Here is a 26,199-nt window from a genome sequence, read left to right as displayed (position 1 = left end):
CAGAGGGAAACAGGATCGATTGCAGGGAGAATCACACTAGTACCATGGCACACCTTGGCTTTCGTGTTGTCTGACACCCACCACCCTCTGTTCTCCCTGCGACCGCCGTCCCCCCGACGGGAACTCCGAAGACGCACGGTATCTCGTTCTCGCTCACACGTCGACCAACGGGAACAGACGGCATCGTTATCCCCGTGTTGAACCAGAGTCTAGAGTGATGAATGAGGATGCCGACCATCCAGCAACGGCGCGTATCGGGCGCGTGTCACTCCGCGTGAACGACTTAGACGAGATGGTCGGGTTCTATCGAGACGTCGTCGGACTCACCGTCCAACGGCGAAGAGCCGAACGTGCGACGCTCGGAGTCGGGAACGAACCGCTCCTCGAACTGGTCGCACGACCGGACGCCGCGGAGCGTCGACCCGACGAGTCGGGACTGTTTCACGTCGCGTTCAACGTCCCCTCGCGCGTCGCTCTCGGGGACACATTGTCTCGGGTTCGAGAACAGTGGCGACTCGATGGCGCGTCGGACCACCTTGTGAGTGAAGCCCTGTATTTCAGCGACCCGGAAGGCAACGGCATCGAGGTGTACCGAGACCGGCCATCGGTGGCGTGGCCGCGAGCGGACGACGGGACCATCCGCATGGAGACGCTTCCGCTCGACCTCGACGCGATACGTAAAGGCGACCGAAGTAGCCCGAACCTTCCGGAGGGGACGACGGTGGGACACGTCCACCTGGAGGTTTCGTCGCTGTCCGAGTCGGAGACGTTCTACGTCGAGATTCTCGGAATGGACGTTCGCCAACGGTACGGTGAATCGGCGCTGTTCGTGGCGGACGGTGATTACCATCACCACGTGGGATTGAACGTCTGGAACGGCCGAACTGCGCCACCGACCGGGCGTGGCCTCCGATGGTTCGAACTCGTCGTTCCAGACCGAAAGCGCCTCGACGCGATACGGCGACGATTCGACGAGCTAAACCGGTCGATTTCGACTCTCGACGGCGGCGTTTCTGTGACCGACCCGAACGGAATCGAACTCCACATCCGCGTTTCGCAGTAACTCGCGAGGATTCGCCAATCCGAAAAACGACGCGTTGGGGAACGGTCCCCGTGTTCTCGTCCGCTCTGCTCTCAGTTCCTGCTTCGAGTCGTCGTGCTCAACAGATTGAGTTCGCTGCTGAAGACGTTCGCATCGCCGGAGAACCGACGTCTGTCACCACGGCTGAAGGTAGCGTCCCGCGAAAACATCATGGCAGTTATCGCGGCGTCTCGGCCGCCGAGGTCGTATCGGATGACCCAGCCTCTGTAATCGTCGGGTTGGGTGATTTCGGGCACGTCTCCGCCGCCAGGTCGCTGGAGGAGTCGAACGACCGTGGACTGTTCGAGCGCGTTCGTGATTCTGAACGGCACGTTCGGGTGGTACGCGTACGTGTACACGAGTACAGTTGCGGACTCCTGGGCAGCGACGGTCCCAGCGCTGCCGAGACCGAGTGCGAGCGCGCTCGCCCCCAGCGCGCCCTTTTTCATGAACGATCTGCGAGACCCGTCTGAAAAGATGCCCCCTGCGTCTCTCTCCGAGTCTACTGTGTCTATTTTGCCACTCTCTTCCATATTCGACCGCAACGAGAATCTAGAACTCGGACGAGCATAAACAGGTAGTATTGTTAGAAAATGAGACACGTGGATGGAAGAAACTTCGACGTTTCGTGGGCTTCGTCCAGTGACGAACGAAGATGGATACTTCGAAGACGAGGAACGTTTCGAGAACACCCAATACGATGTCACGTACGCGAACGGTGGGGCAAAGAACACGACGACAGAGCCAAAACACTCACTTTGTCGCCTGCCGAGTGTCAGCGTACTCGGGGTTACATCTTATCACATGTTCGACGCGACCGTCGGTGTCCTCCAGGCGTCGCCACTGGCAATCGTCCCGCTGTTGGTTCTCGGTTCGTTCGTCGGCAAGAGACTCGTTCAGCGTGACGGCGTCGGCTACCGACTCGTCAGACGACTCGTCACGTTCGGTGTGATACCACTGGTCTTCCTCTTCGTCCTCGGAAAAGCCACGGGGCAGGCGGAAGTCCTCGACCTTGCAAGGTGGCTGTTCGAGTTCGAAGCACGACTCGTTACGGGGTCACTCGAAGTAATCGACGGCGTTCTCGCCACACTGTTAGAGGCGTTCCTCGGACTCGTAGAGAGCGTCTTTGGCGTCTCGAACGGTGGGACGGACGGGTCGTCGTCGTGGAACCCACTCGGAATCGTCTCGACCGTCGGAATACTGGTCGCAATCTTCGTCCTCCACGCGCTCGCTGGCGGTCTCCTCGTCTGGCTCACCGACGGGTCGGTGTCTGCCACGGACGGTTGGCTGACCGGTGCCGGAGTGGTGTTTTTCGTCTCCGGTCTGGTGTGGACGTTCCTGCAACTCGACGCGTTCGGCGTCGGAGACGTCGGTCCGGGGTTCGCGGTACTGGCGTCGTCGCTCGGCGTGTCCGTCGGCGTGGGTGTGACCGCATTCTCCGTAACCCCGTCTCTCGACGCCGACGAACCCAATCGGCGGCCGTCGCCGGTCGATTCCGACACCGACGACCGCGGGTGGCGAAGCTACTACGAGCGACTGAAGCGGACGGTTCGAACCGTTCCGCTGCGTCGTCGGTGACGTCCCGAGGAACCGTCGTCAGCGACCGGTGAGACGGCCACGCAGAACGAATCGAGTTCGTTCACACCGGATCGACGAAGACGTCGACCGTGGCACCCGGCGACTCGACCTCGAGCGTCACCCCCTCGAAATCGCCGTCTGCCGTCGTGACGTAGGACGTCGACCTGACGCCGCCGCCGATACGACCGAACGTCAGCTTCGGTCGTCGTGCGTACGGTTTGTCGAATCGCACCATGACGACGCCGTCCTGGTCGGCGACGAGACCGCGATGGACGTCGAACGCCGGGACGTGGTTTCGGACGAGCGACGTCGGGCTGTCGACGAGCCACGGGTCGCGTGCGCCGGTCCAGTTTTCGCCGTAGAACGTGGCACCGCCACTGTCGCCTTCGACGATTGCCGGGCCGTCGCTCCGATAGATTCGATTTCCTCGGACGACGTTTCGCTCGGTTCGAATCAGGATACCGGCGTCGTGGCCGCCGCCCTCACCGTATCCCCGGAGGTGGTTGCCGATAATCTCGTGGTGTGTCTCCCCCTGGCCGTGGGCGACGATTCCCGCACGCTCGACCCGTCTGACGCGGTTGCTCTCGACGACGGCGAACCGCGCGTCGTCCAGCAACACACCTGCCCGTCCAGCGTTCACGATGGTGTTGTGTTCGACCGTTCCGTTCGTCGCGCCGACGAGACGTATGCCGTCGGTTCCGGCGTCGTAAATCCCGTTTCTCGCGACGACGAACGACGAGATACCGCGTCCGAGATTAACGCCCGCCCCGCCGTAGTCGTAGAGGTCGTTGTCGGCGACGGTGACGTTCGTCGCGCGTTCGATGTCTATCGAGATACCGGAGAACGCCGACGATTCGTCGGCGACGCTCACGTTGCCGGCGATTCGGACGTTGCTGATCCCGCCCGTGAAGCCCACGTGGCAGAACGATTTGTGAGCGCCGAACCCGACGTTGTTAGCCACGAGCACGTATCCACGGTCGGTCTTCGCGTCGTTTCCACCGAGACCGACCAGGCTCCCCTCGCTGTTGTCTCCCAGCACGTTCCCGACAATGGCGACGTTCCGTCCCTGCTCGTGGTTTCCTGACCGCCAGACGTCACACGAGATGGAGCGGTCGAAGCCGTTCGTGACGACGTTTCCGGAGACGACGACGCCCTGTCCTGCGACCTGGATACCTCTATCGCCGACGTCGTCGATTCGATTGCCGAGGATACGAACGTGTCGACACTCGCGCTCTGCGCTGATACCGCTGCCGCCGTCTCCGTGTTCGCGATACGGGTGCGTTCGTGTCAGGTAGTTTCCGGAGAGGGTGACGTTCCTCGCGTCTCGAACGAGGATACCGTGAAGTCGCTTGGCGAACGAGCGCTGGCCAGCGGGATTGCCGTGGTAGCCGATACCCCGAATCGTCACGTTCTCACAGTGACGGTTGGAGCCGATTCGGATACCGCCGACGTTCGCGTCGTCTGCAGGTTGGACCAGGGCGGGAACGCCGGGACCGACGACCGTCACGCCGTCTACGTCGACGTCGAGCCAGCGGGTCGTTCGGTAGGGGGCGTTTTCGCCCGTAACGACGAGCGTCTCCCCGCCGGTGAGCGCGTCGAACGCGGCTTCGAGTTCGGTCGTCGTCGTGGCGACGTAGTCGGCGACGGGGCCGAAACGCGTCTCCGCCCGCGGGTCGCGGTACTCGGTCGGGGTTCCCCAGCCGGTGAACGCGAACGCCAGTCCAGCGGTTCCCCGCAGTATCCGTCGTCGTGGAATCTCGGGCATTCTCCTTCCGAGTGACGACGGGAACCTAGCACTGCTTTGTGGCCGAGCAGTCCGCGTCGCCACGGACTGTGGACAGTCTCAGTAGACGAGTCGGTCGATGAGCGCCCGCAAGAACGTGTGCCGTCGTGATTTTCGCGAGTGAGTGAGCAAGACGGTACACTCCAATCGCTCCACCAGTTCGTCCGGGACGGCCCCGAAGAGCACGTCGTAGACGAGATGGTGGGCGGAGGTTCCGATGACGACCACGTCAGACGACCGGGCAGCGTCGACCATACCTTCCACACTGTCGTCGGACGTGACCACCGTCGTTTCACACCGCCTGCGGCAGAACTCGCCGAGAGCGTCGAGATACTGCACCGCCGTTTCGAGTTGTTTGTCAGAAGCGGATTCTTCGACCGTGGCCACGAACCGAATCGTCGCATCTGACGCGGTGGCGATGCCGTCTGCGACGACGATTTCGAGTGGGTCGAACGGCCCCTGGTCGGCGATGACGGTGATTTCGTCGACGGAGTCGTATCCCCGGTTACGGACGAAGACGAGGTCGGCGGCGGTGTTTCGCATGTACCAGTCCACGTCAGCGCCGAGGAGTTCGGCGTGCCACCGACTCGGGTGCCACTCACCGAGAACGATGTCGACGTCGTAGTGGTCAGCGAAGTTCGCGACCGCCCGCTTCGTGTCGTGGGTGACTATCTCACCGAATTCGACCGGAACGTCGGTGGCCTCTAAGAGTTCACCGGTGTCGGATTCCAGTTCGACGTTCACCGTGGACTGGTCTACTGCTGCAGAGAGTCCGAGTTGCTCGGGTATCTCTTCGAAGTGGACGACCTGAACCCGACCGTCCGTGGGACGAACGACGTCCGACCCGAGACGAATCAGTTCGACGAGTTCTCGCCGACGTTCGGGAGTCGGCTCCCGGCCGACCGGGACGAGCAGTCGCATCGGACGCTGCGCAGAACGGACCTCCCTCGTCCGTTCGAGTGCACGCTCTACGGAACTCCGACGGATGGCGTCGAGCGCCGCACCTTCCCGTTCCGTCCGTTCCCGGCCGTACAGTCGATACCAGAGGAGGCCACCGGTGACGATGCCGACAGCACCGGCGATAGGAATCGGTCCCATCTGCGTGAGAAGCACCAGTCCACCGAGCATCCCGAACAGTTGCACCCACGGATAGGCAGGGGCGACGAACTCCGGTTCGTACCACGAAAGCTCGCTCTCACGAAACGCGACCAGCGCCGCGTTCACGAATACGAACACCAGAATCTGAAACGCGCTGGCGAGCTTTGCCAACGACACGACCGGGACGAACAGGACGAGGATAACGAGGATGAGTCCGGTGAAGCCGATTGAGAAGACGGGAGTCCGAAATCGGTCGTTAATCCGGGCCAATATCGGCGGCGCGAGCGAATCGCGGCTCATGGCGAGCGGGTATCGCGACGACGAGAGGATACCCGCGTTCGCCATGCTCGTGAGCGCCAGTACGGCGACGACGCTGATACCGAGTTGGCCGGCAGACCCGAGGATTTCGTTCGTGGCGAGCGCCATCGGAGTCAGCGAATCCGACAGTTCGGCCGCCGGCGCAACACCCACGATGACGAAGACGACGAAGGTGTAGACGAACATCATGAGGACGACAGACGAGATGATACCTGCGGGAATGTTTCGCCCCGGGTCTTCGACCTCTTCGGCGACGCTCGCTATCTTCGTCACACCGGCGTAGCTCACGAACACGAATCCGGTCGCCGCCAACAGACCGTCCCCACCGTGGGCGAGAAACGGATGGTAGTTGGGTTGGTCGACGTACGTGAGTCCGTCCCCGATGAATACGACGAGCGAGAGCAAGACGACGCTGACGATGGCGGCCTGCAATCGTCCGCTCTGTTTGACGCCGACGACGTTGACGAGGAAGAGTCCGAGTGCGAGTACGAGGCCGACGACGGTGACCGCTTCGGCAGGGACGGAGACGACCAACAGGAGATACGCTCCGAGTCCGACGACTGCGAAAGCGCTCTTGAACACGAGGGTGAACCACGCACCGATTCCGACGATGGTTCCCGGCAACGGTCCCATCGCCCGGTCGATGTACAGATACGTTCCGCCTGCTTTGGGGCATCGCGGTCGCCATCTCGGCTTTCGAAAGCGCGGCGGGGAGAACGAGCACCCCCGCGAGTAAGTACGCGAGGACGACCGACGGGCCGGTAATCTTCGACGCCAGTCCGGGGAGCACGAAGATTCCGCTCCCGACCATCGCGCCGATACTTATCGTGAGGGTCGCGTACAGTCCGAGGTCGCGCTCCAGTTCTCTGACCACGGCTCTAGAACGATACGGCGTGCAACGGTTTGAAGATACACGTAGAAAAGCCGACCAATCGGTCGAGGGGTTCGACTCCCGTCGACGAACGACGACAGCTAACTGCTATCCCAGTTCGTCCGAGTGAAATTGTACCCGCCACACTCCGGACAGACCTGCCGTTGAACCTCGAACGACCGCCCGCAGCCGCCACAGGTGAAGAGCACTCGCTCGTCTGCCCGATCGAACAGCGTCCTGCGGAGTTTGTCGAGGGGGCGAAACATACCTCGAAACGACGGTAAACTGTGTAATAGGTAATTTCCGGTTACTACGGCTGTGCGACCGTTTCACGGAGATTGTCGGAGAACTACCCCGACCTACTCGACGCTTGGAGCAACGCGATTTCGGCGACAGTTCGAGAGTGAGACCTCGTCCGTTCGTCCGACCGAGAACGACCCCGCAGCGTACCGAAAGTGGAACCACCGGCGTCCTTTTCGAGGTTCCCCGTCGAAGTGGGAGACGAACGCTACGACCAGCCTCGACTCTCCCGAACCGGATTTCGCGTCCGACACGTTTCGATTCGTTCGCGGTCCACCGGAACGACGGCGTGGCCAGCACCCTCGGTGACCTCCGACAGAACCGTTCCGAATGGGTCGGCGACGAGACTCCGGCCAGCGTGGTCGCGCCCACGCTGGTCGCCGACGTGATTCGACCCGACGACGTAGTACGGGCCGTCGAGCGCCCGGGCACGGAGCAGGAGTCGCCAATCGTCCACGTAACTGGTGCGCCAGGCGGCCGACACCGCGAGGACGTCACAGCCCTCGCGAGCGTACTCGAGGCCGACTTCCGGGAAGTTGAGGTCGTAACAGAGCGCGAGGCCGACGGTACCGACGGACGTTTCGACCGTCGTCGGACCGTCGCCGGTCGCGAAGACGTCCGCCTCGTCCCCCCACGGGTGCCGTTTTCGGTAGGTGGCGCGAACGCCGTCGCCGTCCACGACGACGAGACTGTTGTACAGTCGCTCGCCGTCGCGTTCCGGAACGCCAGCGACGACGGGCACGTCGTGTTCGGCGGCGAGGGGGACGATTCGTTCGGTCAGATCGCCCGGAACCGGCGTCGCACGTTCGCTGATGACGTCGAGGTCGTACCCCGTGACACAGAGTTCGGGGAAGACGGCGAGGGCGACGTTCGACGGGAGACTGGCGAGGGTTCGCTCGACGGTTTCGAGGTTGCCGGTGACGTCACCGACGGCCGGTTCGAACTGGCACGCGGCGACGCGATGCTCGCTCATAGGTACCACGACTCGAGCCGACCACTTTAGCCTGTTCGAAAACATGTCCACCGCTTTATCACCTAAAACCCGAACCATGTTGGAGTGAAGGGTCATCCCGCTCGCGGGCAGACCGACGACCATGAGCGTAGACAGAGAGACGGAACGGGAGGCGGTTCCGACCGGTCTCCCGAACCTGGACGGCGAGACCGACTTCGGCGAGACGGCCCGGACGTTGTACGCGACGGACGCGAGCATCTACCGGGTCGAACCCGCCGGGGTCGTCTGGCCGGCCTCGGTCGCTGACGTTCGACGGACGCTTCGATTCGCCCGCGAGACCGGGACGAGCGTGGTCGCTCGGGGTGCGGGTTCGAGCCTCACCGGGAACGCGGTCGGCGAGGGAATCGTCCTCGACTGTTCGCGTCACTTCGACGAGGTCGTGTCGGTCGACCCCGCGGCGAAGACGGTCACCGTCCAACCCGGTGTCGTCCTGGACGAGTTGAACGACGCGCTGGCCGAACACGGACTGTACTTTCCGCCCGACCCGAGCACGTCGAGCACCTGTACCATCGGCGGGATGGTCGCCAACGACGCGGCGGGCCCGCACTCGGTTCGCCACGGGACGACCCGGGACAATGTCAGCCGAGTCGAGTGCGTGTTGCCCGAGGGCACCACCGCGACGTTCGACCGACGAGACGGTGAGCGACTCGACGGCGAACTCGCCCGCGACGACCGCGTCGGAGAACTCTACCGAACCGTCCTCGACCTCGCCGACGAACACGCCGACGAAATCGAGCGCCGCTATCCCGACGTCGACCGCAACTCCAGTGGCTACGACTTAGAATCGAGCGTCGCCAACGACGGTTCGTGGGTCGACCTCTCGAACCTCCTCGTCGGGAGCGAGGGCACTCTCGGTATCGTCACCGAGGTGACGCTCGAACTGACCGAGCGTCCAGAGGCCCGAGCGGCCGCGCTGGTGTTTTACGACGACGTTCGAAGCGCCGCCGACGCCGTGACCGACGCACTGACCGCCGACCCGAGCGCAGTCGAACTCGTAGACGACGCCGTGCTGGGCTACGCCCGCGAGGCGTGGGGTATCGACCTCGTCCCCGACGAGGCGGGAGCCGCGTTGCTCGTCGAGGTCGAGAGCGACGCGAGCGAACGGGAACGCCGCCTCGACACGGCCATCGCCGCCTCCCGAACCGCGAAGACCGTCGCCGTCGAACGTGCGGTCACCGACGAAGAACAGGAGCGGCTCTGGCGGGTTCGAAAGGCCTCGAACCCGCTGCTCAACCGCCGACCGGGCGACGAGCAGGCCCCCTCGTTCGTGGAGGACGCGGCGATTCCACCCGAGGAACTGCCCGCGTACCTCGACCGCGTCGCCGACGTCCTCGCCGACCACGGCCTCGACGCCAGCGTGTTCGGCCACGCGGGGCAGGGCGTGCTCCACGTCAAACCGTTCCTGAACCTCAAAGACGAGTCGGACCGCGAACACCTCCGCTCGGTCTCCGAGAAGGTTCACGACGTGGTGCTCGACGTTGGGGGTGCCGTCTCCGGCGAACACGGCGACGGTCGCCTCCGCTCCGAACACCTCCCCGAGATGTACGGCGAGACGTTGTACGAGGCGTTCGAGACCATCAAACGAACCGTCGACCCCGACGACGTCTGTAATCCGGCGAAGGTCGTTCCCGATTCCACCGGCGACCTTGCCAGAGTCGACGAGGCACTCCGATACGACGGCTACGACCCCCGCGAGGTCGAGACGGCGCTCGACTTCGGCGACGAACGCGGGTTCGACTCGATGGTCGAACAGTGCAACGGCTGCTCGAAGTGCCGGACGACCGACGGGGGCGTGATGTGTCCGTCGTACCGGGCGACCGGCGAGGAGGTCACGAGCACGCGGGGGCGGGCGAACGCCCTCCGAGACGCAATCGACGGCGAACTCGGCGAGGACGCACTGACGAGCGACTGGTTCCAGGAGGAAGTGCTCGACCGCTGTCTCGCCTGCAAGGCCTGCGAGACGGAGTGTCCGACCGGCGTCGACGTGGCGAAACTGAAGACCGAGGCGAAACACCAGAAACACGAACGAGAGGGCACTCCCCTCCGCGCCCGTCTGTTCGGCAACGTGCGGACGCTGAACCGGGTCGGAAGCGCCCTCGCACCGATTGCGAACCGACTCGCCGGGTTCGAACCGGGTCGCATCGTCGCGGAGAAGACGCTCGGTATCGACCGGCGGCGGGAACTTCCCGAGTTCGTAAGCGAGTCGCTGCTCGAGTGGTTCGCCGCCCGCGACCCCGCGCCGACGGCCGGCGAGCGCGGTGCGGTCGTCCTCTACCCCGACTGCTACACGACGTTCAATCATCCCTCCGTCGGCAGGGCGGCGGTCCGCGTCCTCGAAGGATTCGGCTACGCCGTCGAGGTTCCGGACGTGAACTGCTGTGGCCGCCCTGCGCTCTCACAGGGGATGGTCGAGACGGCACGGGTCGCCGCCGCCGAAAACGTCGAGACGCTAGGGAACACAGCCGAAGACGTGCCCGTACTGAGCCTCGAACCGTCCTGTGCTAGCGCGCTGGAGGAGTACGACGACCTCGTGGCCGACCCCGGCCCCGTTCCCGACGCGGCCGACACCGTGGCCGGATTCCTCTTCGGCCGGGTCGTGACTGGCGACCTCACGATTCAGGACGAAGCCGACCGGTCGGTGGCCTATCACGGTCACTGTCACGCAACCGCTCGCGGGCGCGACCACGCGCCCGTCGGCCTGCTCAGGCAGGCGGGCTACGACGTGACGCCGGTCGACGCGACCTGTTGTGGGATGGCCGGTGCGTTCGGCTACGAGACCGAACACTACGACCTCTCGATGGAACTGGGAACCGACCTCGCGGAGCGACTCAACGCGGTCGACGCCGACGTGGTCGCCGCGGGCGGTGCGTCCTGTAGCCAACAACTCGCGGACTGTGACGTGGAGACACGCCACCCCATGGAACTGCTGGCGGAGGTGGTGGCGTGACCGAAAGCGACCTGCTCAGCGATGCCATCGACCTACACGTCCACACGGCCCCCGACCTCGTCGAACGGTTCGAGAGCGACGTCGAACTGGCGCGAGAGGCCCGCGAAGCCGGGATGCGCGGCGTCGTCGTCAAGAGCCACGTCGTCCCGACGGCCGGCCGAGTCGACCTCGTGAACGAGACGGTCGGCGAGGACGTGCTGTACGGCGGCGTCGCCTGCAACGGCACCGTCGGCGGACTGAACCGGGACGCCGTCGAAACCGCCCTCGAACTCGGTGCAAAGGTCGTCTGGCTTCCCACGGCGTGGAGCGCGAACCACGCCTCGCAGGCACGAGCGGCGGGCGTCGAGCGGTTCGTCGGCCAGCGCGTTCCGGATGCAGACGAGGAGATTCCGGTCGCCGTGGACGGCGAGGTGACGCCCGCGACTCGAACCATCGTCGACCTGGTCGCAGAGTACGACGCGGTGGTCGGAACCGGCCACGCGACCCCCGCCGAGGTGGAGTCCGTCGCGGCGGCCTGCGCCGACGCGGGCGTGGACTGCCTGGTCAATCACCCGTGTTTCCGGGTTGTGGACGTCCCGCTCGACCAGCAGGAACGACTCGCCGAACTGGGTGCAGTCATGGAATACTGTGCCTACTCGGTCGAGAGCACCGAGAGCCACAGTATCGAGCGCGTCGCGGAGGCAATTGAGCGCGTCGGCCCCGAGCACGCGGTACTCGCGACGGACTACGGGCAGGCCGAGAACCCGCCGGTTCCGGGGTTGCGGGAGTTCGCCGCGCTCGTCGTCGAAGCGGGCGTTCCCCGCGAGACGGTGCGGCGCTGTCTCACCGAGACGCCAGCCACACTCCTGGGTCTGGACTGACGTCGACGTTCCGCCCTAACCCGATTTTCACCCCCACTTCAATGGTTTACACGTTGGGGTCAACTCTCATGCATGGTATCCCAGCAATAATCAATCGCTATGGCAGACTACCCCGTCGTCAACGGCCACCACCACCTTGGCAACGAGAACGCAGAACAGGACCGCACGTTCGAGTGGTCCGAGAGCGTCGAACAGATTATCGACGCGATGGACGAGAACAAGGTCGACGCGACCATCCTCCAGCCGCTCGGCGGCGAGACGGACAAGTCCGTCTCGGAGGTTCACGACCAGATATACGAGGCGAGCCAGGAGTACCCCGGACGCATCTTCGGAACCGCGGCGGTCAACCCGCACCTCGGCACCGAGTTCGTCCACGAAGAGATAACGCGGTGCGTGCAGGAGCTCGATTTTAAGTTCGTCAAACTCCACACGCTCGCGTGGGGCGTCGACCCGACCTCCGACATCGCCTACGACGTCTTCGACGCCTGCGTCGAGAACGACGTGCCCGTGATGGTCCACACCGGTCCCCACGGGATGCCGTTCTCGGTTCCGGGCATGTACATGGACGTCGCCGACGACTACCCCGACCTGCCTATCATCTTCGCTCACATGGGCGGGGCGTACACCCTCACGCAGGAGGCCATCCAGATGGCCGACCGCTGGGACAACATCTACCTCGACACCACGCTCGCCATGAACATGTACATCCGTCGAGCGATGGAGCGGGTCGGCGCGGAGAAACTCATCATGGCCGCCGAACACTCCTCGAACATCCCGGTCGCACTGGAGAAGATAAACTGCATCGGGGCCGACGAGGAACAGAAGGCGAAGATACTCGGCCAGAACGCCGTCGACCTCTACGGCCTGGACGTGGCGAAACAGAACTGGGAGCAAGTCGAGGCCGCACCCGCAGACGACGACTGATACCGACACCCGCTGGCCCGTCGACCACCCGCTTCCGACCGCAGGGCCGACCATCCATTCGTTTTTTCATGACAACCGACACTGCCGTCTCCTTCGTCCACGACGCGTCGCTCGACGAGTTTAGCTCCGAGGTCCGCGACCAACTGCGGAGTCGCGTCCTCGATACGCTCGCGGCCACGACCGCCGGATTTCGCCTTCCGACCGCAGACGTCGTCCGGACGTACGCGAACCTCGAACACGACGGCGACGCCGCGACCCTGCTCGGTGGTGAGGGGACCACCCTGTCGGAACGGGGTGCGACGCTTGTCAACGCGACGGCAGCGAACGCGCTCGACGTGGACGACGGACACCGCGAGGTGAAGGGTCATCCCGCCGCCGTCGTCGTCCCGCCGGCACTCGCCGCCGCAGAGGCGACCGAAGCGACGGTCGGCGAGTTCCTCACCGCCGTCGGCATCGGGTACGAACTCGCGGTTCGTGCGGGACTGGCCATCCACGCGACCGACGGCGTCTACACCGGGACCGGGTCGTGGGGCGCGGTCGGTGCGGCGGCCGCAGTGGCGCGCCTCCGTGGACTCGACCGGGAGACGACGGCCGCAGCCCTCGGGACCGCCGAGTACCACGCACCGCGGACGCCCATCATGCGCGGCGTGGAGTCGCCGGGGATGACCAAAGACGGCGTCGGCTGGGGTGCGTACGCTGGCCTGGCCGCCGCCGACCTCGCGGCAGTCGGGTTCACCGCTTCGGGAACCGTCTTCGACGAGGAGGCGGTCACCGTGACAGACAACCTCGGCGACCAGTTCTACCTGACGACCAGCTACCTCAAACCGTACCCCTGCTGTCGATGGGCCCAACCCGGCGTCGACGCCGTACTCGCCCTTCGGGACGCCCACGACGTCGAGCCAGAATCGGTCGAGTCGGTTCGCGTACACACCTTCGAGGCGGCGACACACCTCCATACGCGTTGTCCCGGCACGGCCGAAGAGGCGGAGTATTCGTATCCCTACCCAGTGGCGGCGGCGCTGGTCGGTGGTCGGTTCACGCCCGACGAACTGACCGCCGCGTGGCGCGAAGACCCGACGATTCGCACGCTCGCCGACCGCGTGGAACTAATCGAGGACGTGGACCTCGAAGGTCGCTTCCCGGCCGAGTGTCTCGCGCGGGTCGAAATCGAGACGAGCGACGGTCGCACCGTCACGTCGGACGTGACACGCCCACGCGGTGCCCGCGAGCGACCGCTTTCGCCCCCCGAGCGACGGGAGAAAGCGGCCGACCTGTTCGACCCCACGGTCCCACCCGAGACCGTCGAACACGTCGAGGGTGTACTCGAAACCCCCGCCACCAGCGTCGGGACGCTGTTGGAACCGTGGCGGGAGCGAGACGAGACGGACGACCACGGGTGGGTTTAATATTCAGCCCGATAGCGTTCCATCAATGCTCACCGCCAAGGTCTGTGTCCAGTACGAAGAGGACTGGACCGCCGAACTCGAACGATACGGCGTCTTCGCGGAGTTCGTCGCGTCGACGTTTCGGAACCGGCGCTACATCGGCATCGTGGCCCTGGAGACGAACGAACTTGACGCGTCACTGGCGGTCATCGAAGACCACCGATCGACGGACGAGGTCGACGTGCTCGAGCGATTCGAACTCGAACACGCCGACCGGGAGTCGGCGACGCTGTTCATCCGCGGGTCGCTCACGGAGTTCACGCCGCTACAGACGTTGCTCTACGAGGGATTTCTCCCCATCGGGCCGACCAAACTCGAAGACGGTCGCGAGTGCTTCGACCTGCTGTTGAACGACCGCGAAGAACTCTCGAAGGCGACGGAAGTGCTCTCCGAGTTCGGCCCCGTCGTAGTCGAACGCATCTCCAACGACTTCAGTCGGAGGGTGACGCCGAGTGCGGCGGAGTGGCAGGAACTCCTCGGTACCGTCCCACCCCGACAGCGCGAATTGATATCACTCGCACTCGAGGAGGGCTACTTCGACATTCCCCGCGGAACGACGCTGGAGGAACTCGCCGAGGAGATGGACATCACCAAGTCGACGGCGTCCAACCACCTCCGAAAGGCAGAGCGTACGTTCATGGAGTTTCTGGTGACCTACATCAATCTCGCAGCGGACGATAGCTGACCGCTCGCGCTTCGGTGTCACTTCGCCGTGGCGCGTTCGGTGACGGGCTGGCGCGATTCGAGTCGGCCGCGTCGCTCGGTGCGAGGGCGTCGCCACGGAGCGGCGACTTATAGTCGACCACATGTGAGGCAATCGAATGATAGCCACATCGGTTCTCCCTCCGATATGGGAACTACCGTCCTGTTGGCGGTGAAGAATCACGCACCGTGGGCCAGAGACGTGGCGGAAGTCGTCACGAACGTGGAAGACGAGGACACCGAAGCCGTCGTCTTGCACGTCTTCGACGACGGAGAGGTGGCGTCGACCAGGGCGAACCTCGACGACGACGCGCTCTCGGTGAACGACCTCGCCTCCCGGAAGGTAGGTGTCGATGCGGCCACCGGAGTTCTGATCGACGGCGGACTCGACGCGACGCCGCGTGGCGTCCGCGAGGACGACCGGACGGCCGACGCCATCCTCGACGTGGCCGAGTCGGAAGACGCAGACCGCCTCTACCTCTACGGCAGGAAGCGGAGTCCGGCCGGCAAAGCCGTCTTCGGCAGCACCGTCCAGCGAGTCGTCCTCAACGCGAGTGTCCCCGTGACCATCGTTCCGGCAGGGGTGGCCTGACGTACGTACTTAAAGACCAGGAGATGTTTGTGGCAATAATTAATCGGGATATTCATCTTATGGTGTGATAGCCATGAGAAGAGAGACCACACGGCGAGAAACGCTGCGGAAAGCTGGGGCTGTGGCTGGCGTGACTGGCTTGACTTCGACTGCAGGGTGTTCCGCAATTCTCGGGGGAGGCGGCGGTGGCAGCGGTTCTGTCGCCGTCTCCTCGAAATCGTTCACAGAACAGAAGATACTCGGCTATCTCGCTGTCGAGTCGCTGAAGGCCAACACGGACGTTGAGGTGAAAGACAAGGTCGGTCTGGGTGGCACCGTCACGAACTTCGAGGCGCTCAAGAACGGCGAGTCAGACCTCTACTGGGAGTACACCGGAACGAGTTGGGCGACGCTCCCACCGAAACACGACGAGGTCATCACCGACTCGGAGAAGATCTACAACAAAGTCGAGAAAGAGTTCGAGAAGAAATACGACATCACCCTTCTCGAACGCTCGCCGTTCAACAACACGTACGTCCTCCTGGCCCGGAAACAGTGGGCGAAAAAGCAGGGCATCTCCAGCCTCACCGATTTCTCTAAGTGGGTGAAAGACGGCAACACCAACAGCACAGTCGTGATGAACGCCGAGTTCGAACAGCGCGAGGACGGGTGGCCCGGCGTGACCAAACACTACGACTTCGCGAACGCCGCGAAGAAGCTCAACGTCAAGAACGTCGGTTCGGCGCTCACCTACAAGGTCGTCGGGAACGGTCAGGCCATCCTCGGGAGCGGGTTCAACACGAATCCGAAGATACTGAAGTTCGACCTCACTGCGCTCGAAGACGACGAAGGGTTCTTCCCCGTGTACAACCCCGCGCCGATGACTCGAAAGGAGGTTCTCGACGAGAACTCCGGTATCAAAAAGCCCCTGAACGACGTCGCGAAAGCGCTCTCGACGGACACTATCCGGTCGCTGAACGAGAAGGTCTCCATCCAGGGGAAAGACGCACAGACGGTCGCCAAGAACTACCTGAAGTCCGAAGGAATCGTCTAACGTCATGACCACTACCGCTGTCCTGTTCGCTGGTGAACCCGCCACCGTCGTACTGGGCTTTTTCACCAACGTGCTCCAGTACTTCGTCGACAACCAGTCACAACTGCTCGGATACACCCGCGAGCACGCCATCCTCGTCCTGCGGGCGCTCGTCATCGCGGTTCCGCTCGGCGTCGTCCTCGGGACGGTCATCACCTACAACGACAAACTCGCGACGGTAGTGCTGTGGCTGGCGGGCATCATGATGACGATTCCGTCAGTGGCTCTCTTCGCGTTGCTCCTCCCGTCGTTGGGAACCGGGTCACCCCCAGTCGTGATGGCGCTCATCCTCTACACGCAGTTGCCCGTCATCCGGAACACGTACGTCGGGCTGACCGGCGTGAACAAAGCCGCCGTCGAGGCCGGGCAGGGGCTCGGGATGACGAAGTTCCAGCGCCTGCGGAAGATACAGATACCCATGGCGTTACCGGTGGTCATGTCCGGGGTCAGAAACGCAGTCGTCTTGCTCGTTGGCATCGCCGCCATCGGTGAAATCGTCGGCGCAGGTGGTCTCGGCGTCCCCATCTTCGAGGGCTACCGGAGTTCGAACACGGTCGAAATCGTCGGCGCGACCATCGCTCTCGCACTGCTCACGCTCACCATCGACTACGTCTTCGGCGTGATAGAGCAGACGTTCCGACTGCGAAACGGTGAGGACATCCAGCCGAACCTCGGAACGCGGGCGGTCCGTGGACTCGCCGGCATCGCCCCGTCGCGGCTCACGAGAGCCGACGACGACACTGAGACGACCACAACCACGAGCGCACAACCATGATAGAATTCGATAACGTCACGAAACAGTACAGCGACGGGACCATCGCCATCGAGGACATCCGTTTCGAGGTCGAAGAGGGAACGACGACGGTACTGGTCGGCCCATCGGGCTGTGGAAAGACGACGACGATGAAACTGGTCAACCGACTCATCGACCCCACCGAGGGAACCGTCTACTTCGACGGCACCGACATCGCGGAGAAAGACGAGATAGAGTTGCGTCGGGACATCGGCTACGTCATCCAGGAAATCGGCCTCTTCGACCACATGACCGTCGGTGAGAACGTCGCCACCGTCCCGAAACTCAAAGGCTGGGACGACGACCGCATTCAGGAACGTGTCCGCGAACTGCTCGACCTGATGGACCTCCCGGCAGAAGAGTACGCCGACCAGCACCCGACCGAACTGTCGGGCGGTCAGCGACAGCGCGTCGGCGTCGCCCGTGCGCTCGCGGCCGACCCGGACGTGATGCTGATGGACGAACCGTTCGGTGCACTCGACCCTATCACCCGCGAGGAGCTACAGGACGAGTTCCTCGGTATCCAGGCGGAACTCGACGTGACCATCCTGTTCGTCACCCACAGCGTCGAGGAAGCACTGAAGATGGGCGACCGCATCGCCATCTTCGACGTGGGCGAACTCGTTCAGTACGACACGCCGCAGAACATCCTGGAGAACCCGAAAAACGACTTTGTCCGCGACTTCATCGGCCAGGACCGTGAGCTGAAGAAGTTACAGGTCACGCCGGTCAGGAACGTGATGTGCGAGGCGAACGGCCAGCCCGTCCCCGACGTCGAACCCATTACGCCGAGCGACACCGCGCAGGTCGCACTCTCACGGCTGCTCGAAACCGACGACGAGCGGATTCCAGTCGCCCAGAACGGGCAAGTCGTCGGCGTCGTCGAGGAGTCGGACCTCCGTGGGACGAGTGACCCGACACGGAGGTCGGTCTGAGATGGCCGTCGTACCGCTTGGCGTCCTCGGCGAGATACCGGGAGCCTACGAGTTCATCACGAGCCACTGGTCGCAGTTCCTCCATCACCTCTCGACGCACATCAAACTCGTGCTAGTCGCGGAACTGTTGGCGATACTGGTCGCCGTCCCGCTGGGAATCGCGGCGACGCGGTTCCCTCGGGCGAAATCCAGCATCAAAGGCTTCGGCAACACCGCCCAGACCATCCCGACGCTCGCCATCATCTTCATCATGTTACCCATCACCGGTATCGGCTTCGTGACGGCCGTCGCCGGCCTGTTCGTCTACGCGCTGTTGCCCATCCTCACGAACACCATCGCCGGAATCGAGGGCGTGGACGATGGAATCGTCGAGGCAGCCAGGGGGATGGGGATGACGGACGTGGAGATTCTCCGGAAGATTCAACTGCCGAAGGCCATCCCGGTCATCTTCGCCGGCATCCGGACGAGTTCGGTCATCGGCGTGGGAGCCGCCTATCTGGCCTTCTTCGTCGGTGCTGGCGGCCTCGGCACCTGGGTCCTCCAGGGTATCAAACTGTACCAGATGGAGATGGCGATCGCCGGAGCGGTTCCCGGCGCACTCCTCGCCATCACACTCGACTCCGGATTCGCACTACTGGAACGGTATCTCGGCGGCGAGGCCCTACAATCTGAGGACATCGCGACGGCCTGAGAAATTCGACCTGGCAGTGACCGTTTCGAACCCGTAAAAGGCGTTTGAGTGGTAAAGTCGCGACCCCCGACGCGTCTTCGTGGGAAGGAGTGGGAGCGTCAGGGTGTGTAGAGGACCTAGTTTTCGCCTGACCCGGGGTTGTCCCCGTCATCACCTTCGTCGTTGCCGTGACCGCAGTCTGCGTCGTCGGGTCGGTAGACGTACAGACAGTCGTTGCTGTACGACCGCCCGAACTTATCTGCGTCCTCACAACAGAGGACGCGACCGTCGTCCATCACGTAGACGTTGTCGACGTTGATGAGCGCGTCGTTCGCGATGGCGGCAGGGTCGCTCGCGTCCGGACCGACGATGAGCGGGTCGAGCGTCGAGTGACTGACCACGGTCTTCCGTCGTATCCGCCGCACGGACCGACGATGACCGGGTCGAGCGTCGAGACGTTGTAGTCGGCTTCGAGTTCGGCACGGTAGACGACCCCGCCGTCGACGCGGTCGAGTTGGATGTCGCCCATGTCGTTGGACATGTCGTCGTTGAGCTCAGAGATGGCGAAATAGACGTAGTCGCCCGGACCGGCACCGTCGACGCTGTCGACTCCTTCGGCTTTGTTGAACTCGATGCTCGCGCCAATCTCCTTGGCCGCCGCTCGTGTCTCCAGGAAGGGTACCTTGCGGAGGTCGTCCGAAACACCGCTCGGACCGTGTGCTTCGTACTGTTCGGCCCAGCTGAGTATCTCCTCGTCAGTAACGTAGTCTCGGTTGCCGTTCTCGACGACTTCCCTGTCAGCCTCTTTGATGGCCGTCTCGAGGTCGTCCTCCCAGTCGGTGTCTGCGTGACTCTCGAGGTAGTCTTCCTGGGTGATGCCGTCGTATTCGGCGATCCACGACTCGACCTCGCGGTTGGTGGCGTGTCCCATCTCCATCCACTCGAACTCGAGGTTGACGTCCGCAGGTGGGTTCTTCTTCGCGGCCTCTTCGTTGGTCACCGTCGGCGCGTAGAGCGTGCCGGCGATATCCATCGGGTCGTCGTAGCTGTCGAGAGGCGCGTCTGCGACGAACTTGTAGATTCCTTTGCTATCGCCGTCCGAGCAGCCGTACACCGTCCGGTTGTCACTCTGGATGTCGGGTGCCTCCCAGGACGCCCGGCCCATCCGGAACTGGAAGCAAGCAGAGCAGGTTCGCCCGCTCGGTGTGGACGGCCTCATCGCCGACTTTCCGAGTGTGAACCGCTTCGGTGAGGTTCGAGACCTCGGCTGGGCGAACGAAGGAAGCGAGTAGGACCGGGAACGCACTCTCGGGAGCGTTCGAATCCATGGTCGAATCGAGCGTCGACACCGTTCTTTTCTCTCCCCCTCGTCACGTATACACACGAACCTACTGTGTTATCACAGACCACTGATAATGTCGAGGTATGGTCGAGCAAGTTCCACCGATTTCGTTTCTCGACGACGACGAAGATACGGTGGTGGAGAAAACGCTCGAGTGCTTGGCGTTCGATACGCAGAATCCACCCGGTCAGACACGCGAACTCGTCCACTGGATAAAACAGTACACCGACGCGTTGGGATTGGAATCCGAGACGTTCGCTATCGACCCCGCCAAACCGAGCCTCCTCCTCACCGTTCCCGGAGAGCGCGAAGAGACGCTACTCTACAACGGTCACCTCGATACCGTTCCGTTCGACAGGAGCGAGTGGACACGAGACCCGCTCGGCGAACGGGAGGGTGAGAGAATCTACGGGCGCGGCGCGACGGATATGAAGGGGGCAGTAGCCGCGATGCTCGAGACGATTCGTGCGTTCGTCGAAACCGACACGACGCCGCCGGTCAGCCTCCAGTTCGCGTTCGTGAGCGACGAGGAAACCGGTGGCGACGCGGGACTCGGTGCCCTGCTGGACGCCGAGGAACTCGCCGCGGATGGCTGTGTCATCGGGGAAACCACCTGCGAGCAGGGACGACACTCGGTGACGGTCGGCGACAAGGGGAGCATCTGGCTGACGGTGACGGCGACGGGCAAGGCAGCCCACGGGTCGCGCCCGATGGCCGGAGAGAACGCTATCGACCGACTGTACGAGGCCATCACGACGCTCAGAGAACGGCTCGAAACGCGGCGGCTCTCCCTCGACGACGAGTTATCACCCATCGTCGACGAATCCGTCGCGTACTACGGGCCGATGCTGGGGGAAACCGCCGCCCGCGACCTGTTCGACTATCCGACGGTCAACCTCGGAACCCTCGTGGGTGGCGAGGCGGTCAACACCGTGCCGGTGACGGCGACGGCGGAGGTCGACATCCGATTGACCGCGGGCGTCCACACGCCGGACGTCCTCTTAGCCATCCGCGAGTGCGTTTCCGACTGTGAGGGCGTCACCGTAACCGACGTCTCGTGGAGCGTCGGAACCTACGAACCCATCGACAGTCCGCTCGTCGAGGCGGTCGCGAACACCGCCGAGGAGGTCACCGGGGGACACGTCTATCGGCGAAGCGCGACGGGCGGTGGGGACGCGAAGAAGCTCCGGAACGCCGACATTCCGACGGTCGAGTTCGGTCTCGGAACCGACACGGTTCACGCCGTCGACGAGTACACGACGGTCGACGCGGTGGTCGACAACAGCCTCGTTTACGCGGCCCTCCCGTACGAGTACGCCGACCACCTCGATTGAGAGCCGTCTGTACCCGGTCTCGCCGTCGACCGGCGTTCGGTTCGTCAGCGACGCCCGTGCTTTCGCCACGCGAAGAACCGACGCTCACCGGACGGTCGAGAATCGCTCACGGAAAACAGAAAAAGTGCGGCGTGGTGTGTATTTCGCACGTTCTCCGCCTGCCAGTTCACAGCGCCGTTCAGTTCGCGGCGCAGTTGTTCGGCCCGAGTTCGAGGTCTTCCGCGTCGTCGTCGAGGGGTTCGTCGCCCCAGTTGATGTGTTTTATCTGCTGATAGTTGTTCGGCGTGTCCGAGAGACTCTCGACGATGGTCTCGACGAACTGCGATTCGTCGTCGTCCTCGACCAGTTCGAACAGTTCGTTGTCCGTTTCGACGCTGTACAGCGTCGTCGCGAGCGGACGAATCTCCTCGTCGCTGAAGTGGCCGGGGAGGACAATGGTGTCGTCGGGTCGGTCCGCGAGTCGCTGAAGACTCTCGAAGAGATCGGATGCGGCCTCTCGAATCGCTTCTTCGCTCCCGTCTTCGAGGTCGGGGCGACCGACGCTCTGGAGGAAGAGCGTATCTCCGGAGAGGACGCTTCCCCCGAACGCGAAGGAGGCACTGCCGGGCGTGTGGCCGGGGGTGTGGATGACTTCGAGTTCGCGGTCACCGACGGGGAGCGTCTCACCGTCCTGAATCGGCGTGTACTCGTCGAGTGACCCGGTGTCGTCCTCGTGGAGGTAGTACGGAACGTCGAACTTGTCGGCGATTTCGCGGCCCCCGCTGATGTGGTCGGCGTGGGCGTGCGAGTCGACGGCACCGACGATTTCGACGCCGTACTCGTCGGCGATGTCGCGGTACCGAGAGACGTACTGGCTCGGGTCGACGACGAGTGCTTCGTCACCGTCGTACACCAGATACGAGACACAGCCGGTACCCGGTCGGACGATCTGGAGGACGCCCCGCTCTCCGTCGACCTCGTACGCCTGGTGGACGCGACCCCAGCCACGCATCCCGTCGGCGACCGAACGGGCCTCGTAGCCTCGCTCGGTGAGGAACTCGGCAGCGTACGCCGACGTGACTCCCGCGACGCAGATGACGGCAATTTCCTCGTCTTTGGGAATCTCGTCGAGCGAGGACTCCAGCCCCGAGAAATCCTCGTCCAGCAGCTCGTCGTATATCGGGACGTTGTAGCTCCCGCTGACGGCCCACTCCTCGTAGTCGTCCTCGTTCCGAACGTCGAGGACGAACAACTCGTCGTCGTCGCGTCGCTCGGCTACTTCACTCGGACTGACCTCCGCTGAGGCGAAGTCTGTATTGCTCATTACGGACAATACTATCGGGGCCGGACGTATAAACGGTGCGCTTGCGGAGAACCACGAATCGCCCCGACTGACTGGTGTGAGTGGCACATCATCGGTCGTGAACGAGACGAACGAGGACGGGGAGCCGAAAGCGACCGATACGACTTTTCACCGTGGAAACTACACGAAGGCTGGCGAACGGACGCTCGTCGGAGCGATTCACGACTTCGTCCATCGACGGGGAAAACGAGTCGATTCCGAGACGACCGAGTTTGCTACCGCGAGCGTTACGATGATGCAGAATCGGGCATCCGAGCAGTCAGTACCGGCACGTCCGACGAACGGACGACCTTCTCCGTGACGCTGCCGAGGAGGTAGCGGTCGAGTCCCGTCCGACCGTGCGTTCCCATGACGACGAGGTCGATGTCGCGTTCGTCGACGAAATCGAGAATCGCCCGATGGGGGACTCCCCGAGCGACGTGGGCTTCGGTCGTCCTAACGCCTGCTTCGTCGGCCATTTCGACGGCCTGGTCTATCGCATCCTGTGCCGCGCTCTCGAGTGACGCGAGTACGGTTCCGCCCTCGTTTCCTGCGAGAGTGTCCACGTCGACGACGTAGAGGGTGTACAAAGCGGCGTCGTACGTTGTTGCGATGTCGATAGCTAACTCGATAGCTCGCTCGGAGCCTTCGCTCCCGTCGGTCGGCACGAGAACCTTCTCGAACATGCACCACACCGTTCAACATCTCCACGTATAACTGTTCAGCTACACATCACTATTCGGGAATAAGGCCGGTATGACGTTTTTACGCCGGTCGTCACGTCTAGCTATCACGGTCGGCGAATCTGCGGTCGATTCGTCGGAGCGAGGTCGCCCCCGGAGGAACACGAAGGAGAGTCCGATTTCGGAGTCGAAGAACGGACGTTCGGGGAAAATCGCGGTGGTCGAGTCGACCTGTGCGTCCCTTCCTCCTTAATCCTCGGAGGGTGGGACTGTGGCATCTCCCGAGCGTTCGCCGGGATTCCTGGTGGGGACGTCGCTCGGCCGGTCGTCTCCCGATATCGCTCGGAGCGAGAGGACGAGTGCAGCACCGAGAAGGACGAGTCCACCTGCGACTCCGAAGGCGACCAGGTATCCGAACGTCGCCATCCAGCCACCGAGAATGCCACCGACGCCGCCCGCGACCGCCCCCAACGCGGTGTGGATGCCGAGAACCTCCCCGCGGACAGTCGGCGGAGCGAGGCGAGTGACGATGGCCGTTCCCACCACCGCGATGACCGCCCACGTCAGTCCGATGGCGGCGAGGCCCACGCCTGCAACGCCGACTTCGAGCGATAGCGTCCCCAGACCGGTGACGAGGGCGATTACCGGGAACAACACGCCACGGACCGTGAGCGCACCCGACTGGAGCAGTCGAACGTCGTACGATGCCGCGAACTTCCCGGCCCCTTCGTAGAAGACGGCGGAGGTGAGACTGGACGCCAGATACAGAGCGAAGACCTGCCCGGAATCGAAACCGGCGTTCGTGAAGAACAGCGGAAGTGGTGCCCAGAAGGCGGCGAATCCGGTGAAGAAGAAGAATGCGGCACCCAGGTACGTGACGAGCGCCGAATCGAGACGTCCGGGGAGTCGTCGGGGGTGAATTTTCCGCGTCGTCCAGTACAGTCGGTTCGGTGAGAACGCGAACGTGGTTCCTCTAACGCCGCGCCGCGACTTCGTGAGGAGACGGGCGATTCGACGGATTTGTCGTTCGTTCGTCGGGACGTGTGAATCGGGGCGCGGTAAGGACCTGACAGCCCCCACGACACTCGCTCCGGCACAAACCGCCAGCACCCAGAACAACGTTCGAGTGACCGCCGTCGCACCGACGAATTGCGTCCCGGCGAGCGGCCACACCGTTCCGAGGACGAGACCGCCAGCCCACCCGTACCCCTGGTACTTGTTCAGCATCCCGATTCGTTCGCTCCACGCTGCTTCCGGGGCGTCTGCGACGACGAGCATGGTCAGCACGGGGCCGTTCGACGCCACGACCAGCCAGAGAGCCGCGTTGGCGACTATCACTGCGGTGATGCTGGTCAACGTCGGAATCGAGGCGAGGACGACCGCGACCGTGACCAGCGTGGTCAACACGAGCGGCCGTCGATGTCCGACTCGGTCGGCGAGTCGTCCGAACAGGATGGCTCCAGGGGCTCCGATAATCGCCGCCGTCGACGCCAGGATACCCAACTGCACCGGAGACGCACCCAACTGGACGATATACAGGGGGACGAGCAGGGAGGCACCACCGAAGGCGACCGACCCGACAGCCCACGAGTAGAGCCAACGATTCGGCATGGTCGATGGTGTGTCGGTGTTGGATTAAGAAGTGCCGGTATCGGAGACGGGTGATGGACGCCCTCGAATTCACCACTCACCGGAAACTATCTACGCAGTATCGCATCGATGAACGACGAAAGCACTGCTTCACGCACTGGCGTCCCGGGTGAACGAACCATGTACCTCGGAATTGATGTCCACAAACGGTACGCACAGGTGGCAGTGATGGATGAGGCTGGGAAGATCGTCGAAGAGGTTCGCGTCGAGAACGCGAACCTCGACGACCTGGCCCAGCGGTACGCCGGCGCACAAGCCGTGCTTGAGGCGACCTCCAACTACTACCACATCCACGATACGCTGTCGGAGCACTTGGATGTAACCGTCGCTCATCCGAAAAAGCTCAACCAGATCGCAGACACTGACAAGAAAACCGACCGCGTAGACGCGAAAGAACTCGCGCGGATGCTACGGTTGAACTCGGTGCCTGAAAGCTACGTTCCAACCGAGGAAGTGAGGGAAGCCCGCGCACTCGTGCGCGGGCGACAGACGTTGGTCGAAACCCGTACCAAGTACGCCAATAAGGTTCACGGACTCCTCTCCGATCACGGCATCACTGAGGACGTGAAACCACTGACCGTGAAGGGACGAGAGTTCCTGCGGGAACTCTCGCTCCCGACGCCGTTCGACGCGTTGCTTGAGTCGTATCTCGACCTGATCGAGTCGCTCACCGAAGAGATTCAGAAGCTTGATGAGACGATCGAGGAGCGCGCTGGGTCTCTGAAGGAGACCCAGCTGCTGATGAGCATTCCGGGTGTGAGTTACTTTACGGCGCTGACGATCTACGCGGAGCTAGGTGGGATCGACCGGTTTGACGGTGACAAAGAAGTCGTCAGTTACGTCGGATTGAACCCGGTGATCCGCGAGTCAGGCGACTCGCGGATCGAA

General features: G+C 63.3%; 23 protein-coding genes and 1 pseudogene. 14 read left to right on the top strand and 10 right to left on the bottom strand.

Going from position 1 to position 26,199, the window contains the following annotated elements:
* The first annotated feature begins 217 nt into the window (after positions 1-217).
* Entirely contained in the window at positions 218-1,063 is an 846-nt protein-coding gene (locus tag ACR3FF_RS12695) for a VOC family protein (protein WP_458188434.1), read from the top strand.
* 71 nt (positions 1,064-1,134) lie between these two features.
* Here ACR3FF_RS12695 and ACR3FF_RS12690 read toward each other — a convergent pair whose 3' ends face one another.
* Entirely contained in the window at positions 1,135-1,530 is a 396-nt protein-coding gene (locus tag ACR3FF_RS12690; protein WP_458188433.1) for a hypothetical protein, read from the bottom strand.
* A gap of 193 nt (positions 1,531-1,723) precedes the next feature.
* Between ACR3FF_RS12690 and ACR3FF_RS12685 the strand changes: the two genes are divergently transcribed.
* Positions 1,724-2,659 carry a hypothetical protein gene (locus tag ACR3FF_RS12685; protein ID WP_458188432.1) on the top strand — a complete coding sequence of 312 codons (936 nt, stop codon included), beginning with the start codon at positions 1,724-1,726 and terminating at the stop codon, positions 2,657-2,659.
* A 61-nt stretch (positions 2,660-2,720) separates the two neighbouring features.
* On the opposite strand, the gene ACR3FF_RS12680 is transcribed toward ACR3FF_RS12685, so the two are convergent.
* From ACR3FF_RS12680 to ACR3FF_RS12665, 4 genes are all read right to left on the bottom strand, one after another.
* On the bottom strand, positions 2,721-4,424 hold the full coding sequence (locus ACR3FF_RS12680; protein WP_458188431.1) for a right-handed parallel beta-helix repeat-containing protein: 1,704 nt from the start codon (positions 4,422-4,424) through the stop codon (positions 2,721-2,723).
* 78 nt (positions 4,425-4,502) lie between these two features.
* Complete coding sequence (locus ACR3FF_RS12675; protein WP_458188430.1) at positions 4,503-6,482, bottom strand: amino acid permease; 1,980 nt, start codon at positions 6,480-6,482, stop codon at positions 4,503-4,505.
* A 348-nt stretch (positions 6,483-6,830) separates the two neighbouring features.
* Positions 6,831-6,995: an FmdB family zinc ribbon protein gene (locus ACR3FF_RS12670; protein WP_458188429.1), complete on the bottom strand. Its 165-nt coding sequence runs from the start codon at positions 6,993-6,995 to the stop codon at positions 6,831-6,833.
* Positions 6,996-7,237: 242 nt separating this feature from the next.
* Positions 7,238-8,002, bottom strand: coding sequence for a carbon-nitrogen hydrolase family protein (locus tag ACR3FF_RS12665; protein ID WP_458188428.1), 765 nt, complete (start codon positions 8,000-8,002; stop codon positions 7,238-7,240).
* Between the two features lie 121 nt (positions 8,003-8,123).
* Between ACR3FF_RS12665 and ACR3FF_RS12660 the strand changes: the two genes are divergently transcribed.
* The 10 genes from ACR3FF_RS12660 to ACR3FF_RS12615 all read left to right on the top strand — a co-directional run bounded on the left by ACR3FF_RS12660 (position 8,124) and on the right by ACR3FF_RS12615 (position 19,002).
* Positions 8,124-10,988, top strand: coding sequence for an FAD-binding and (Fe-S)-binding domain-containing protein (locus ACR3FF_RS12660; protein WP_458188427.1), 2,865 nt, complete (start codon positions 8,124-8,126; stop codon positions 10,986-10,988).
* On the top strand, positions 10,985-11,848 hold the full coding sequence (locus tag ACR3FF_RS12655; RefSeq protein WP_458188426.1) for a DUF6282 family protein: 864 nt from the start codon (positions 10,985-10,987) through the stop codon (positions 11,846-11,848). Before ACR3FF_RS12660 ends, ACR3FF_RS12655 begins: the two co-directional genes overlap by 4 nt.
* A gap of 99 nt (positions 11,849-11,947) precedes the next feature.
* On the top strand, positions 11,948-12,772 hold the full coding sequence (locus ACR3FF_RS12650; protein ID WP_458188425.1) for an amidohydrolase family protein: 825 nt from the start codon (positions 11,948-11,950) through the stop codon (positions 12,770-12,772).
* A gap of 68 nt (positions 12,773-12,840) precedes the next feature.
* Positions 12,841-14,178: an MmgE/PrpD family protein gene (locus tag ACR3FF_RS12645; protein WP_458188424.1), complete on the top strand. Its 1,338-nt coding sequence runs from the start codon at positions 12,841-12,843 to the stop codon at positions 14,176-14,178.
* A 25-nt stretch (positions 14,179-14,203) separates the two neighbouring features.
* On the top strand, positions 14,204-14,902 hold the full coding sequence (locus tag ACR3FF_RS12640) for a helix-turn-helix domain-containing protein (protein WP_458188423.1): 699 nt from the start codon (positions 14,204-14,206) through the stop codon (positions 14,900-14,902).
* Positions 14,903-15,067: 165 nt separating this feature from the next.
* Positions 15,068-15,511 (top strand): universal stress protein, encoded by a 444-nt coding sequence (locus ACR3FF_RS12635; RefSeq protein WP_458188422.1) that lies wholly within the window; start codon positions 15,068-15,070, stop codon positions 15,509-15,511.
* A 130-nt stretch (positions 15,512-15,641) separates the two neighbouring features.
* A complete protein-coding gene (locus ACR3FF_RS12630; protein ID WP_458188465.1) occupies positions 15,642-16,544 on the top strand; it encodes a glycine betaine ABC transporter substrate-binding protein in 903 nt (300 codons plus the stop codon).
* Between the two features lie 4 nt (positions 16,545-16,548).
* A complete protein-coding gene (locus ACR3FF_RS12625) occupies positions 16,549-17,358 on the top strand; it encodes an ABC transporter permease (protein ID WP_458188421.1) in 810 nt (269 codons plus the stop codon).
* A complete protein-coding gene (locus ACR3FF_RS12620) occupies positions 17,355-18,311 on the top strand; it encodes an ABC transporter ATP-binding protein (protein WP_458188420.1) in 957 nt (318 codons plus the stop codon). Before ACR3FF_RS12625 ends, ACR3FF_RS12620 begins: the two co-directional genes overlap by 4 nt.
* A gap of 1 nt (position 18,312) precedes the next feature.
* Entirely contained in the window at positions 18,313-19,002 is a 690-nt protein-coding gene (locus ACR3FF_RS12615) for an ABC transporter permease (protein WP_458188419.1), read from the top strand.
* Positions 19,003-19,118: 116 nt separating this feature from the next.
* Here the strand turns inward: ACR3FF_RS12615 and ACR3FF_RS12610 are convergent.
* Positions 19,119-20,149, bottom strand: a pseudogene (locus tag ACR3FF_RS12610) (alkaline phosphatase PhoX); the annotation flags it as partial.
* The gene (locus ACR3FF_RS12605) at positions 20,106-20,330 is read right to left on the bottom strand and encodes a hypothetical protein (protein ID WP_458188466.1); all 225 of its coding nucleotides are present in this window, start codon (positions 20,328-20,330) and stop codon (positions 20,106-20,108) included. The pseudogene ACR3FF_RS12610 and the gene ACR3FF_RS12605, both read right to left, overlap by 44 nt.
* Before the next feature lie 76 nt (positions 20,331-20,406).
* Between ACR3FF_RS12605 and ACR3FF_RS12600 the strand changes: the two genes are divergently transcribed.
* Positions 20,407-21,657 (top strand): M20 family metallopeptidase, encoded by a 1,251-nt coding sequence (locus ACR3FF_RS12600; RefSeq protein WP_458188418.1) that lies wholly within the window; start codon positions 20,407-20,409, stop codon positions 21,655-21,657.
* Positions 21,658-21,835: 178 nt separating this feature from the next.
* Here the strand turns inward: ACR3FF_RS12600 and ACR3FF_RS12595 are convergent, their stop codons facing one another.
* From ACR3FF_RS12595 to ACR3FF_RS12585, 3 genes are all read right to left on the bottom strand, one after another.
* On the bottom strand, positions 21,836-22,960 hold the full coding sequence (locus ACR3FF_RS12595) for an MBL fold metallo-hydrolase (protein WP_458188417.1): 1,125 nt from the start codon (positions 22,958-22,960) through the stop codon (positions 21,836-21,838).
* Positions 22,961-23,226: 266 nt separating this feature from the next.
* Complete coding sequence (locus ACR3FF_RS12590) at positions 23,227-23,664, bottom strand: universal stress protein (protein WP_458188416.1); 438 nt, start codon at positions 23,662-23,664, stop codon at positions 23,227-23,229.
* A 246-nt stretch (positions 23,665-23,910) separates the two neighbouring features.
* The gene (locus ACR3FF_RS12585) at positions 23,911-25,272 is read right to left on the bottom strand and encodes an MFS transporter (RefSeq protein WP_458188415.1); all 1,362 of its coding nucleotides are present in this window, start codon (positions 25,270-25,272) and stop codon (positions 23,911-23,913) included.
* A gap of 159 nt (positions 25,273-25,431) precedes the next feature.
* On the opposite strand from ACR3FF_RS12585, the gene ACR3FF_RS12580 reads away from it, so the two are divergent.
* On the top strand, positions 25,432-26,199 hold a 768-nt coding region (locus ACR3FF_RS12580; RefSeq protein WP_458188414.1), incomplete at its 3' end, for an IS110 family RNA-guided transposase.

The organism is Haladaptatus ordinarius, from assembly GCF_054177595.1.
Note: the sequence above shows the minus strand (reverse complement) of the source record. Positions and strands in the feature narration are given on the sequence as shown.

Excerpts from the sequence above, each read along its gene's own strand:
- ACR3FF_RS12695 (WP_458188434.1), top strand. The coding sequence starts at position 218 with ATGAATGAGGATGCCGACCATCCAGCAACGGCGCGTATCGGGCGCGTG.
- ACR3FF_RS12690 (WP_458188433.1), bottom strand. The coding sequence starts at position 1,530 with ATGAAAAAGGGCGCGCTGGGGGCGAGCGCGCTCGCACTCGGTCTCGGC.
- ACR3FF_RS12680 (WP_458188431.1), bottom strand. The coding sequence starts at position 4,424 with ATGCCCGAGATTCCACGACGACGGATACTGCGGGGAACCGCTGGACTG.
- ACR3FF_RS12670 (WP_458188429.1), bottom strand. The coding sequence starts at position 6,995 with ATGTTTCGCCCCCTCGACAAACTCCGCAGGACGCTGTTCGATCGGGCA.
- ACR3FF_RS12665 (WP_458188428.1), bottom strand. The coding sequence starts at position 8,002 with ATGAGCGAGCATCGCGTCGCCGCGTGCCAGTTCGAACCGGCCGTCGGT.
- ACR3FF_RS12660 (WP_458188427.1), top strand. The coding sequence starts at position 8,124 with ATGAGCGTAGACAGAGAGACGGAACGGGAGGCGGTTCCGACCGGTCTC.
- ACR3FF_RS12650 (WP_458188425.1), top strand. The coding sequence starts at position 11,948 with ATGGCAGACTACCCCGTCGTCAACGGCCACCACCACCTTGGCAACGAG.
- ACR3FF_RS12645 (WP_458188424.1), top strand. The coding sequence starts at position 12,841 with ATGACAACCGACACTGCCGTCTCCTTCGTCCACGACGCGTCGCTCGAC.
- ACR3FF_RS12640 (WP_458188423.1), top strand. The coding sequence starts at position 14,204 with ATGCTCACCGCCAAGGTCTGTGTCCAGTACGAAGAGGACTGGACCGCC.
- ACR3FF_RS12635 (WP_458188422.1), top strand. The coding sequence starts at position 15,068 with ATGGGAACTACCGTCCTGTTGGCGGTGAAGAATCACGCACCGTGGGCC.
- ACR3FF_RS12625 (WP_458188421.1), top strand. The coding sequence starts at position 16,549 with ATGACCACTACCGCTGTCCTGTTCGCTGGTGAACCCGCCACCGTCGTA.
- ACR3FF_RS12620 (WP_458188420.1), top strand. The coding sequence starts at position 17,355 with ATGATAGAATTCGATAACGTCACGAAACAGTACAGCGACGGGACCATC.
- ACR3FF_RS12615 (WP_458188419.1), top strand. The coding sequence starts at position 18,313 with ATGGCCGTCGTACCGCTTGGCGTCCTCGGCGAGATACCGGGAGCCTAC.
- ACR3FF_RS12600 (WP_458188418.1), top strand. The coding sequence starts at position 20,407 with ATGGTCGAGCAAGTTCCACCGATTTCGTTTCTCGACGACGACGAAGAT.
- ACR3FF_RS12595 (WP_458188417.1), bottom strand. The coding sequence starts at position 22,960 with ATGAGCAATACAGACTTCGCCTCAGCGGAGGTCAGTCCGAGTGAAGTA.
- ACR3FF_RS12590 (WP_458188416.1), bottom strand. The coding sequence starts at position 23,664 with ATGTTCGAGAAGGTTCTCGTGCCGACCGACGGGAGCGAAGGCTCCGAG.
- ACR3FF_RS12585 (WP_458188415.1), bottom strand. The coding sequence starts at position 25,272 with ATGCCGAATCGTTGGCTCTACTCGTGGGCTGTCGGGTCGGTCGCCTTC.